Source organism: Bacteroidales bacterium, from assembly GCA_031276035.1.
Lineage (GTDB): Bacteria > Bacteroidota > Bacteroidia > Bacteroidales > BM520 > RGIG7150.
The window spans coordinates 32,279-46,514 of the sequence record JAISNV010000031.1; the positions used below are offsets into that span (position 1 = coordinate 32,279).

The 14,236-nt window shown below is 34.1% G+C and carries 6 protein-coding genes; all 6 read right to left on the bottom strand.

What is annotated here, in order from left to right:
* Positions 1-22: 22 nt before the first annotated feature.
* Entirely contained in the window at positions 23-1,963 is a 1,941-nt protein-coding gene (locus LBP67_07990) for an OmpA family protein (protein ID MDR2084919.1), read from the bottom strand.
* 81 nt (positions 1,964-2,044) lie between these two features.
* Positions 2,045-2,920 carry a bifunctional methylenetetrahydrofolate dehydrogenase/methenyltetrahydrofolate cyclohydrolase FolD gene (gene folD / locus LBP67_07995; GenBank protein ID MDR2084920.1) on the bottom strand — a complete coding sequence of 292 codons (876 nt, stop codon included), beginning with the start codon at positions 2,918-2,920 and terminating at the stop codon, positions 2,045-2,047.
* Positions 2,921-2,943: 23 nt separating this feature from the next.
* Positions 2,944-4,278: a signal recognition particle protein gene (ffh, locus tag LBP67_08000; GenBank protein ID MDR2084921.1), complete on the bottom strand. Its 1,335-nt coding sequence runs from the start codon at positions 4,276-4,278 to the stop codon at positions 2,944-2,946.
* 172 nt (positions 4,279-4,450) lie between these two features.
* On the bottom strand, positions 4,451-5,545 hold the full coding sequence (locus tag LBP67_08005) for a hypothetical protein (GenBank protein MDR2084922.1): 1,095 nt from the start codon (positions 5,543-5,545) through the stop codon (positions 4,451-4,453).
* 229 nt (positions 5,546-5,774) lie between these two features.
* Positions 5,775-12,482 (bottom strand): T9SS type A sorting domain-containing protein, encoded by a 6,708-nt coding sequence (locus LBP67_08010; protein MDR2084923.1) that lies wholly within the window; start codon positions 12,480-12,482, stop codon positions 5,775-5,777.
* 269 nt (positions 12,483-12,751) lie between these two features.
* Positions 12,752-14,227 carry a hypothetical protein gene (locus LBP67_08015; protein MDR2084924.1) on the bottom strand — a complete coding sequence of 492 codons (1,476 nt, stop codon included), beginning with the start codon at positions 14,225-14,227 and terminating at the stop codon, positions 12,752-12,754.
* Between the last annotated feature and the right edge of the window lie 9 nt (positions 14,228-14,236).

Here is a 14,236-nt window from a genome sequence, read left to right on the forward strand (position 1 = left end):
ATTACACTACTCCACATCACTCTTAATTCTTAACTCCCAACTTAACTCTAAACTCCGTTCTTCGATTCAGAGCCCTCCCCTCTTCGGACGCATTATCGGCTATAGGGAATTTTGAACCGTAACCTTTATAGATTAATCTTGAAGAAGCAATTCCTTTGGAAACTAAATAGTCGTAAACAACCTTTGCCCTGTTTTCAGAAAGTGTGAGATTATAAGCATCGGAACCTATATTATCCGTATGACCGCGTATTTCAAAATTTATTTCGGGATTTTTAGCCATCAAAGAAATCAATCTGTTTAATTCCACATAAGAAACACTTTCTAGCTCATAACTATCGTGAGCAAATACAATATTCCTTGCTATAATATCCTTTCCGTCTTCCAAAGGATGTAATCCGATTTCAAATATTTCGGAAATATTCTTTGCCGAAAGAGAATTATCGGAATAAATCATATATCCGTCAGCAGAAACAGTAATTCCGAAATCGACTTTATCTTCGATGCAAATAACAAAATGTCCGTCATTTGCTGTATTAATAGAACTTAACAGGTTAGAATTACTTGTTGAGACAAGCTCAACTAAGGCATTTAATTTTCCCCCTGTAACAATGTCAAAAACATAACCTTCAATGCAAATAACAGGTACAGGGCGAATTTCTTCCGGAATCAAATAACAATAAATATCAAAATTGCCGCTTTCTGCAGCCGAAGAAACATAAGCTGTAGTTCCGTCCGGACTTACCAAGAAACATTGTTGATCGCTTTTGTCATTAATCGGATAACCGAGATTAGTTGCTTTATCTTCATGATTTTTAAGATCAATTTTAAACAAATCCATTCCTCCCAAACCGGGATGACCATCAGACGAGAAATATAAAGTTCTGGCATCAAAATGTATAAATGGAGTTCTTTCGTCGCCGGAAGTATTTACGCGGTCGCCGAGATTCTTTGCTTCACCGAAATTTCCATCTTCATCCATAACGGAATACCAAATATCTGATTTTCCATAACCTCCGGGGCGATTGCTCACAAAATAAAGAGTGTATCCATCAGACGACATATAAGGTTGGGTTTCCCAATATTTTGAATTTACATTACTTCCTAAATTTACGGGATTTGTCCAATTATTCCCGATACGATATGAACAATAGATATCACAACTTCCGTATCCGTCTCTCCAACCGCAACCGACAAAAAAAATCGTATTGCCGTCTGGAGAAATAGTAATTCCGCGTCCATCCGCAAATTGCGGATAAAATTCATCAAATTTATAAACAGTATCCCAAATACTTAAATCTTCCGTTAAATTACGTTCTGCAATATAGGCAACTTCATCAACAATTCTAATTATCTGTTCATTACCAATATATGTAGTATCTTCATAACTTCGCGTAAAAAACAGCTTCTTTTCATCGGCAGAAATTGCAGTTATATATTCATTAATATTAGAATTTACCGGATAATCAATTCTTTTCATTTCAATCTGCAAAGGATTTTTCATAATCTCAAGTGCTGCACTTGTAATTTCAAGCAAAGAATCAACTAATTGGACAGGATATCTTCTTTTATCACTTTCATCTTTCATCATCAACAGCTTTTCCTTAGCTTTTTGATAATCACCGCATTCAACTGAAAACCTGTATAAATCGTATAAATTTCCGGCATATTTTAGATTTAAAACTTCGGCAGCTTTATCAAATAGCTCAACAGCAGCACAATAATCATTCAGATCGACCATTATGCTGGCTTTCATTATATAAGCATCGCCAAAGAAAGGATCTTCCTTAATACAATTATCAACAGCAGTAATTGCTTTATCTAATTCATTTTTAGAATAATATTTTTTTGCTGTTTCAAATTCTTTTTGAACTTTTTTGGATGGGATATAAATAGATTCGGATTTTTGAGCGAAAGAGATTTGAAACATTAATATAAAAATTAATGATAATAGTGAATGTTTCATAATTGAGATTTTGAGTTTCATATTAAATATCGGCTTTTATTCATTATCAACTCTCAATTGCCGCTCGTACTGCCTTGTGCTTTATCTTTCGCGTTTATAAGCTTTAAGTGTATTAAGAATCAATCCGGTTATTGTCATTGGTCCTACACCTCCGGGAACCGGGGAAATGTAAGATGCTTTCTTTGATACTTCTTCGAAATCCACATCACCTACGAGAGCAAATCCTGATTTAGTTTTATCGGATGGAATTCTGTTTGTACCGACATCGATTACAACGGTATCTTTTTTAATCATATCACCGGTAATAAATTTGGGACTACCGATTGCTGCAATAAGGATATCCGCCTGCAAACAAAAATTCTTGATATTTTGTGTTCTGCTATGACAAAGTGTAACGGTACAATCGCCGGGATAAGCTTTACGAGAGAGCAAAATACTTGCAGGAGTTCCTACTATATTGCTTCTTCCTACAATAACACAATGCTTTCCGGAAGTTTCTATTTTGTAATACTCCAGCAATTTAAGAATCCCGAAAGGAGTTGCAGGTAAGAAAGTATCTTCACCGGCTACCATTTTTCCTACATTCACAGGATGGAAACCATCAACATCTTTTGAAGGATCGATTGCGTTAATAATCAAATCTTTGTCAATATGTTTCGGAAGAGGGAGTTGTACAATCATTCCATCAACTTCATCATCATTATTAATAAAATTAATTGTTTCAAGAAGATCCTCTTGCGTAATATTAGCCGGCAATTTGTATATTGTGGAAGTCATTCCGACAGATACACAGGCTTTTTCCTTATTATTAACGTAAGTATGACTTGCAGGATCGTCGCCAACAAGGATAGCCACAAGATGCGGAGCTCTTTTTCCGGAGTCAATAATTTCGCTTACTTCTTTTTTTATTTCTTCCTTTATTGCCGAAGAAACTTCTTTACCATCAATTAACTGCATATATCTTTATATTTTATGTTAGATTACGCTCCACCTTTTCGCATCGCATTCATCATTCCTGCTCTTCCGGAACTTGAATTCATCATTTTCATCATTTTCTTAGCGTCTCCGAATTGCTTCAAAAGTTGATTAACTTCCTGAACAGTAGTTCCGCTGCCTTTAGCTATTCTCTTTCTTCTGCTACCGTCTATCATAATAGGATTCTCACGTTCTTCGGGAGTCATCGAATGTATCATAGCCTCAATTCCTTTAAAAGCATCATCATCAATATCAAGATCTTTGATAGCTTTTCCCATTCCGGGAACCATTGCCATTAAATCTTTGATATTACCCATTTTCTTTATCTGTTTGATTTGATTTAGGAAGTCATCAAAATTAAAAGTATTCTTAGCAATCTTTCTTTGCAGTTTTTTAGCTTCTTCTTCATCAAATTGTTCCTGTGCTTTTTCAACAAGAGAAACAATATCACCCATTCCGAGAATTCTATCAGCCATACGCTTCGGATAGAAAACATCAAGAGCATCGACTTTCTCGCCGATTCCGACAAATTTGATAGGTTTATTTACAACTGCTTTTATTGTAAGTGCCGCACCGCCACGAGTATCACCATCGAGTTTAGTAAGCACAACCCCGTCATAATCAATCTTATCATTGAATGCCTTTGCTGTGTTAACCGCATCCTGACCTGTCATGGAGTCAACAACAAACAAAGTTTCATGAGGCTTAACAGCATTTTTTACGTTTGCTATTTCGTTCATCATTTCTTCATCTACAGCTAAACGACCGGCAGTATCTATGATAATTGCCGTAAAACCTTTTTCTTTTGCATATTTGATTGCATGTTGTGCAATTTCTACAGGATTTTTATTTTCCGGTTCCGAATAAACCTCAACACCGATTGATTCCCCTAGAACTTTAAGCTGGTCAATTGCGGCGGGACGATATACGTCGCCGGCAACTAACAATGGTTTTTTTGATTTTTTATTTCGAAGATAATTTGCAAGTTTAGCAGAAAAAGTTGTTTTACCGGAACCTTGGAGCCCGGCGATAAGAATAATTGCCGGATTGGCTTTAACATCAATTTCCGAATGTTCGCCGCCCATAAGTTCAGTAAGTTCATCATGAACTATTTTAACTAATAATTGGCTCGGAGAAACGGCGGTAAGTATTTTTTGCCCCATTGCTTTTTCTCTCACTTCATCGGTAAAAGATTTGGCAACTTTGTAACTTACGTCGGCTTCAAGCAAAGCTTTCCTAACATCCTTAATTGTTTCCGCAACATTAATATCCGTAATATATCCTTGTCCCTTTAATATCTTAAAAGACCTATCTAATCTATCACTTAAACTTTCAAACATAAAAATTCAATTTTGCCTGCAAAGGTAGTTATTTTAATTGAGAATGAAAGACAGGGAGTGTATAATTTTTACACTTGAAGGAAAAAGACGATAAAGCAAAAATATAATTTAAAACATAAACATTCGTCCTTTCATAATAGGATTTTCGAATATTTTAAACTTGAAAAATATATTAATTAAAACTAACAATAGTTTCCGACGGTTCAGCAGTCATCGGGTAGTTTGTAGTTCTTACTCTTATTTGATATTTGTTGCCGGCTTTAATTTTTTCTTTTGGAATTTTTCCTGAGATGACACCGGAAATATCAGATTCTACACTTCCTAATACTATTGCGGAAGTAAAATTTCCTTTATCATCCGAAAGTTCAGCAATAACTTTATTTTTAGCATTATTAAGATTATACGGAGACATTGTTCCGATAAGGGAGTACGGAATATCAACCGGAATATATTCCGAATAATCAGAAATTTTATAATTTGCCATTGATAATTTCTCGGTTTTTAAAGTAGGATTATAAACAAGAAGCACGTCATCCATAAAGAGTTCATCAGACTCATTGCCTTGTCCGGCGTTATTATTTGTTGAAAACGATGCCAAAATATATTTAGAATCATCATGAGTACACTCATGATCGCTAATAAACGGCACCGACATTCTTTCCCAGATATAATCATTACTTTTAGGAGAACTTTTGGCAATAGTGTATCCATCTCCTTTTGCAACTAATAAATCCGAAGGATGATATGTTCCGTCGCTAACCAAACGACAATTATAATTGCCATGAACCGAGCAATGAATGAACGCGGAATCTGTTTTGGAGTCGGATCTAAAACAAAACCATATTGTAATAGAATCCGGCACACAATCAATAGGAGTATTAAAAGCAGGATTTGATGTCTCAGTGAAAAAATAATTTCCTTTGCCATTAGCCGACATGCTTCCGGCATTCATTCTTCCGTTAACCAAAGTACCGTTAGCTTTAACTCCTAAAACTTTTTTAACTTGTACTTTTGCGCTAAATTTTCCTTTTGAACCCGGACGAATTAATTCTGAACGACTGACGCTATTCGGAGTAAAAGTTATTAATGAACCTACACCCGATTTAAAACTATGCCAATAAAGCGGTTCATATTTGTTGCCATTATTATCCCAATGCGCCCAGTCTTCAAAACCCATATTTCTAAATTGTTTGCCGTAAGGTTCCTGAGCATGAATACATGTAAATATTGAAACCGATAATATTAGTAATACAAAGTTAGTTTTCATGTTTATATAACGAATATTTTATTAATAATACTATTTTATAATTTTAAAAATTTATCTGTTTGATGTAAATTATATTATAAATTGCGATTAACAAGATTATTTGACTTGTAGTTTAATGATTAATCTCTTATAATCATATCACTTCTTATATACTTTTCATAAGATTTCATTCATATAAAAAGAGCCCGCAAAAAACACGGGCTCCTTTCAAATAATTAGTTTTTTTATTCTATTTTGTAATTATGATTTTCTTATTTATAAAATTATTTTCAATCTTTATCTTTAGAATATAACTGCCGTAAACAATATCGGAAACATTTATTCTTGTGTGATTTGTGTTAACAGTTACTCTTTTCACAAGCTTTCCTGATAAATTAAATATTTCAATATATTCTATATCATAAGGTGCGTCGATAATAATATATTCGTTAGCAGGATTCGGATATACATTCAAATTTTCAATAATATAATCTTCAATGGAACTATATTTAAACATTACACTAAGATTCATATCCCTCTCAACAACAATATTAAATTCAGGTTGATTTGATATTTCAATACCATCTTCATACCATCCTACAAATGTGTAATTAGTATAAGGAACCGCAATAAGCGTAATTTCCGTTCCTATTTCATATTCACCTGCACCGATTACTGTTCCGGCATCAGGATTTTGGATAGTAACTTCAATTGAATGATATTGTATTTGCTCAAAATTAGCTGTTAAGTTTCTATTGCTCTCAATAATGAAGACATAATCATTTAAAGTGGAAACAATTGCACCATTCTCAGTCCAGTTTATAAATCTATAACCGTCATTTGCAACGGCAACAACACTAACTTCCACATCGGGAGAGAAAGTACCGCTACCGCTTACAATACCTCCATCTGCAGGATTAGCCAAAAGGCTAACAGTATATAAAGTATTTTCCTCAAATTTTGCTACAAGAGATCTGTTATTATTAATAACAAATTCATAAGCAGCGGTTGTTGCAAGTATATTTCCGTTTTCAGTCCAATTTACAAAGACATAACCGTCATTAGCAACAGCAAGTATGCTTACTTCTGTTCCTTCGGTGTAGGTACCTTCGCCCATAACAGTTCCGCCTTCTTCCGGATTAGCGGAAAGTTCTACTGTATAACTATAATTTGTAACGAAGTTAGCAACAAGATTTCTATCTTCCGAAATTACAAAAGTATAACCTGTAGTTGTTGAAATAACATTTCCGTTCTCCGTCCAATTTACAAAGATATAGTTATCATTAGCTTCAGCAAGTATTGTAACTTCAGTATCTTCATCATAAGTACCGGCGCCAATAACATCACCGCCGTCAGCAGGATTAGAAGATAATACAACATTATATTGTATGATTTCATCAAAATTTGCAACTAAATCAGTGTTTTCAACAATAATAAACTCATAAACATTATCTGTTGAAACAACATTTCCGTTTTTAGTCCAGTTAACAAAGGTAAAATTCGGATTTGCAGTAGCAGCCACGGTAACACTTAAACCGGAAACATATACTCCATCGCCGACAAGTGTACAGCAATTTGCAGGATTTGCAGTTAAAGTTACTGTATATTGAATTATTTCTTCGAAATTTGCAATTAAATTTCTGTCACCATTAATATTGAAAGTATATATTGATTGTGAAGAAACAACACTTCCATTTTCTGTCCAATTGATAAAGTTGTAATTATCATTTGCAGTAGCTATTATAGTTACTTCGCTGCCACTAATATAGTCACCTTCTCCTGAAACACTACCGCCTTCAACAGGATTTGCAGTTAAATTGACGTTATATTCGGTTATTTCTTCAAAGTTCGCCACTAAGTTTCTATCTTCGGAAATAACAAAACTGTAACCTGCATTATCGGATACAATATTTCCATCTTCTGTCCAATTAATAAATTCATAATAATCATTGGGTACAGCTAAAACCGTAACATTTGCACCAGAGACATAATTTCCATCACCGGAAACCGTACCTCCTTCAATCGGATCAGCAGTAAGGCTTACGTTAAAAGTAGTTATTTGAGCAAAATTTGCAACCAAACTTCTATTTTCTGTCAATGTAAAACTTATTTCATCTTCGCTTGAAATAACATTACCATTTTCAGTCCAATTGACAAACTCGTAACCGGTATAAGCAAATGCAGAAAGAGTTACATCATGACCTTCTTGATACGTTCCCGCACCTGAAACATAACCACTATTTTCAGGATTAATTTCAACAGAAACCGTATATTGTGCTTTAAAATTAGCAAAATAATGAACATCTTCTTCAATAATAAAATTATAGACAGAGTTTGTAGATATTATTTGATCGTCAGTATCCTTCCAATTATTGAAAACAAAACCCGAATTAGGAGTTGCGGTAATTGTTACTTCGGAACCGGATATATATTCTCCCGCACCCGACACGCTACCGGCATTTTCAGGAACAACATCCAAGCTAACAAGATAACTGAATATTTCATTAAAATTAGCTGTAATGCTCCTACTTTCATTAATAAAAATTGTATGAGAATAAGAAGTAGATATTACATTGCCATTTTCTGTCCAATTCACAAATTCAAAACCTTCTTCAGCAACTGCCATTATTGTTACTTCATTACTTAAATAATAAGTTCCATGACCATAAACAGTTCCGCCATTTATTGGGTTTGCTATTAACTCCAATGTGAATATCTCCACAAAGTTGGCTTTCAGTATTCTATTTCTATTAACTGTAAAAGAATAATTTAAGTTGGTTGAAACCTGATTTCCATTTTCTGTCCAGTTAACAAATTCATAACCTTCATTAGCTATTGCAGAAACTGTAATTGGTGTTCCTTCTTGATAATTGCCATCTCCCGTAAGAATTCCGCCTTCTGTTGGATCAGAAATCAGGGTAATATCATAATAATTTATTATATAATTGAAATTGGCAACAAGTGTTCTCTCACTTTCAACTATAAAAGAATAATTTGCATCTGTTGAAACTTCAAGGCCATCTTCAGTCCAATTAACAAATTCGTAATTAGCATTAGGAGTCGCAATAACTTCTATACCTGTTCCGCTGTCATAATTACCACCGCCTGATACATTCCCGCCATTAGTCGGATTAGCACTAAGGATAATATCATAACCAACTGAAATACTAGTGAAATTTGCTACCAAATGTCTATTTTCACTTGCAATAAAAGAATAAATATTATTGGTAGAAACTTCCGTACCTTCTTCTGTCCAATTGACAAATTCATAACCAGAATTAGCCGTAGCGGTAAGATTTACATCCGCCCCTTGTCTGAATGTTCCGGCTCCTGATATTGTTCCGCCCGCAGCTGGTGAAGATGCGGTAGAAATAACATATTGCGGAATCAATTCAAAGTTGGCTGTTAAAACAGTATTTTCCATTATTTGGAAAGTATAGGCCCCATCTTCTGAAACAATGTTACCGAGTTTAGTCCAATTTTGGAAAGTATAATCACTTTCAGGAGTTGCGGTAACTGTTACATTTGCGCCTTGGGTATAAGTTCCGTTACCGGTATAAGTACCGGCACCTTCGGGATTAACTATTATACTCAAAGTATGACGCGGTAAAAAGTTAGCTACTAAGTTAATGTTACTGGAAATATTAAATGAATAGTTTGCCGTGGTTGAAACAACATTTCCATCGACTGTCCAATTAGAAAACACAAATCCTGTGTTAGCTATTGCAGCAACTGAAACAGCCGAACCATTTGTAAAAATACCCGTACCGTTCGTAATACCGGCACCGCTTACAGTTCCGCCATTTGCAGGATTTGCACTAATATTTATTGTATATAATTCTATAAAATTAGCAACCAATTCTCTATCTTCCACAGCGATAAATGAATATGTAGTACCTGAGTGTACTATAACACCTTCTTCAGTCCAATTTTGAAATTGATAACCGGAATTTGCGGTTGCTCGCAAAGTAACCGGTTCATTAATTTCATAAACTCCGGTACCGCTGATAGTTCCAGCACCATCAGGATTTGTTGTTGCCGAAATATTATATGTTGGGATTAATTCGAAATTAGCTATTAAAGTTCTATTTCCTGTAACTTGGAAAGTATAATTCAAATCTGAGGAAACAATTTGACCGTCTTCAGTCCAGCTTGCCAAATAATAACCGCTATATGGTAAAGCTCTTACGGTAACTGATGAATTTTCATTAAATGTACCGTCGCCGGAAACGTGACCGCCTTCTGCAGGGTTAGCTGAAACGCTTATTGTATACTTCGGAACAAAGTTAGCTACAAAGGTTTTATTTGACGTAATGTTGAACGTATATTGCTGCGTAGTAGCTATTTCTTGTCCATTTTCTGTCCAATTAATAAATCCGAAATTATTATTGGGCGTTGCGGTTATTGTAACTTCAGCATTGGGTTGATAATGCCCGGTACCTGATTTACTGACAGTACCGCCATCAGCAGGATTTGCACTTAAATTTACAGTTAATAATTGATTGAAATTAGCAATAAGACTTGTGTTTTCTGTTACTGTAAAAGTATAATTAGCCGAAGTACCTACAATATTTCCATTTTTTGTCCAATTCAGAAAGTAATAACCAGTGCCGGCAGCTGCATTAACTGTAATTTCAGTACCGCTCGCAAATGTTCCGCCACCTGATACATTACCACCCGCTGTAGGATTTGCCGATAAACTTACATTGTAAAGATTAATAAAATTCGCAATTAATGTTCTGTTACTATTTGCAATAAAATTATAAATATAATTAGTAGAAACCACATTACCATTTTCAGTCCAATTAACAAACTGATATCCTGAAGCTGCAACTGCCGTAAGTGTAACTTGTGCGCCGCTTGCAAAGCTGCCACTACCTAAACCACTGATAGTACCCGCTCCTACCGGATTTACGGTTGCAGAAATCGCATAATAAACATTTTGAGTAAAGTTAGCAACTAATGTTCTATTTTGAGAAACTGTAAATGTATAACTTGCAGTAGTTGAAACTACATTGCCGCTTTCAGTCCAATTCTGGAAAGTATAACCGGAAGCAGCTATTGCAGTAACTGTAAGGGAGTGGCCGTTTTGATAGTTTCCACCGCCACTAACAGTACCGCCTGAAACCGGATTAGCTGATAGTGAAATATTATATGAAATAATTTGCGTAAAATTAGCAACTAAATTTCTGTTTGAAGTTACCGCAAAAGTATAATTAGCATTGGTTGATACTATATTACCATTTTCAGTCCAATTTGTAAAACTATACCCTGAACTCGGATATGCATTAACAGTAATCTGTGTACCATCAAGAATATTAGTTCCGCCACCACTGACAGAACCGCCAGCTACAGGATTGGCAGAAAGATTTACAGTATATAATGCTATGAAGTGAGCAACTAAATTTCTATTTTCAGTTGCATTAAATGAAAGTAAAGGGTTAGTTGAAACAGTTTGTCCGTTCTCAGTCCAGTTAACAAATTGATATCCTGTATTTGCTGTTGCTTGCAAACTAACCTGAGCACCATGAGTATATTGTCCGGCACCGGTAATAGAACCTCCCGCGACAGGATTAGCCGTTGCAGCAATAGTATATGTTGATATTTGATTAAAATTCGCAACAAAAGTTCTATTAGAAGATATTGTAAAATTATAATTGCTGTTTGTAGAAACTATATTTCCACCTTCAGTCCAATTTACAAAACTATATCCAGAATTCGGAGTAGCAATAATTGTAACCGATTGCCCGGAGTTATATGTTCCGCTACCTGAGTATGTACCTCCGACAGTAGGATTAGCCGTAATAGATACCGCATATTGTTGAACTGCTGTATTTATTGTAATTGTAGAAGTTGATACTGTTGTCATAGGATAATTTGTCGTTCTCACGCGAACTTTATATCCGGCACCATCTGGTACCGAAGCAGGAATTATACCTGAAATAGTACCGCTAACATCAGTAATAATGGGCGAAATTAATTGTATAGGATTACCCCAATTTCCGTTCGCATCAGATAATTCCGCGATTACTTTATTAGCATCCGCATTAAGATTATATGGAGACATTGTACCTTGTATATTATAAGGTATAGAAATGGATACTGCCCCACCGCCAACAGGCCTTGTATAAGTAGTTGTTGCAAGAGCCGGAACGGTTAAAGCCGGATTGTAAACGAGGAGAACGTCGTCAACATATAGAAAATCTCCTTCCGAAGTATTGCTCGGGTTGGTACTTGTACAGAAGCTTGCAATAACATATCTGGGATTATTACTCACGCAATCACCATCTCTGGTAAAAGGGACAGACTTTCTTTCCCATGTCAAGGAAGAACTTGAGGCACATGTACGGGAAAATTCTAAATCACCTTTAGCAACTAACATATTAGCAGGGTCATACGATCCATTACTCACTAATTTAAAGTCAGCATCATCATGAACAGCACAATGTATAAATGATTTATGAGATGAATTGTTTGTCCAAGAAGCTACCCAAACGGTTATCGAATCAGGGATTGATGTTACCGGAGTATTAAAAACATCATTACTGCGTACTGTGCGCATGTAATTATTTGCATTAAGAGGAGTAGTGCTACCTGCGTACATTCTACCGTTAGTCAATGTCCCAACAACCTGAGCAACAGTAATACCGAATACCTTATATGGTTTAGTTGTCAATAATACCGATCTCGAACCGCTACTACCTGGGCGTACTGTTGTTGATGATGTAAGAACTCCATCAGGAACTGCACTCGCCCAAGTTCCATCAGCTGACTTCAAACCGTGCCAATTGAGTGGTTCGGGTCTGGAAGAGCTGTTATTCCAATTTTCCCAAGTTTCAAAGCCCATATTCTCAAACTGAGGTCCATATGTACTTTGTGCATTAACAATATTACTATTTAAAGTAATTAAACAGGAAAAAGTAATTAACGCTAAATATAAAAAAATAGATTTCTTCATTTTATAAATTTTTAAATTAACGCGCAAAAGTAATTATATTTTTTTAATTTCGACTTATTTTTTAAAAAAATTCGACAATAAATATATAATTATCAGCATGTTTTATGTTTTTGCACTAATTTAGTTTAGTAGTCAAAAACACAAAACAAAGCTAATGAGCGTATAAAATACTAATTATAAAATTATGGAATAAATTATTAAACAAAAGTTTATTAAAAGTAGAACTTAATAGATGATTTTTCTTTGAAAAATATACTATTTTAATATAATTATTTCGAATTATCCAATTCAATTATATCAAGAATCCCATCTCTACTCATTACCACCCTGAACCCTTTGTACTCTGAATGGTCTTCAAATTTAAGTTGCATGACTATGTGAATATTATAAATCTTTCTTGTGGGTAAACTTACTACTTTTCCGTTTTCATCCAAAGTTTCAAGAGAAACTTCCGGATTATCCATTTTTTGCGTAAAACTGTTGATATACAACCTTATAATATCATTGATTCCTGATATTCTGTATTGATAATGACTTCCTAAGTCATTGTTATTAATATAAGCTTTCTTTCTGTATAACAATATCTTTTCATCAAAAAATTCATTTTCAGCCTGTAAGAGATTAGACCTGTTTCTAATTTCCAAAACTTCCGAAGGAGTTTTTTCGTCGGTAATAAAATCCACACCTTCTTTAATCCATCCTACTTTGTCATTTTTTACATGAATTATAGATTTATTATCGAAAAATCTATCTTTCATTTTATATGCAAAATAATGTCGCATTAAATCTTTTATTCTGTCTTTCAACATATAACTTACAACTAAGGCAACAAACAAAGGCATTGAAAAACTTCCATAAGTTTTTTGAAAATAAAATGCGATTATAGTTGCAAAAACCATTGCTATGCCCGCTGCAAGACTAAAATAAATCTGCTGTACAGACACCCCGTCTTTCTTTTTATTCAATTTTACATATAAATCGCTTTCAATATATTTTTTTAAGATGCCATGTCTCAGAATCATATTTCTATTATTTTCCTTATCATCCTTTTTAGCAACATAATAGCCTCGTAATTTTCTATGATCATTTATTTCATTAATAAGAGTTGAAAATTTATTTTTTATGTTATTAATATCATCATTATTTTCCATTATTTGAAGATTTTGTAATATCCTCATTGAGTAGAAATTAATAATATGACATAAATATTCGTCTCCGAAGGAAAAATGATTTTTATCTTCGTCCTTTACAATAGGAACGTTTATCACATTCCAAAGTTCTCTATATTTAAAGATAATATCATTCACATTATCAATATAATTCTTACATAAAAACAATTTATCTCTAAGATTTGTAGTACTAATAATATGTTCGGATTCATTTCTCAGTGAACTTTTTAAAATAGCACAAAACATTTTTATCTGATAAATATAATCCGCTATAGTTGTCCTCAAAGGGTTTGATGCCGCATTTTCAAATGCAGTTTTCAGATAATTATAAGGCACACCATTATTACCGGTAATATCTCTAAGAAGAAAAACCGGAGTTATTAAGCGAACATTAGATTTTATATCTCTATAAAACTGTGTTTTATCGTAAGTTGTAGAATTTATATCAAGGCTATTAGGCACGAACAACCAAGTATTTATAATAAAATTATTATCTTTCATACTTCGCCTAACAACAAATCCTACTTTGAATTCAACAGAAAATTTATCATGTATTTTTGTTTGTACGTAAATCATAATAGATTA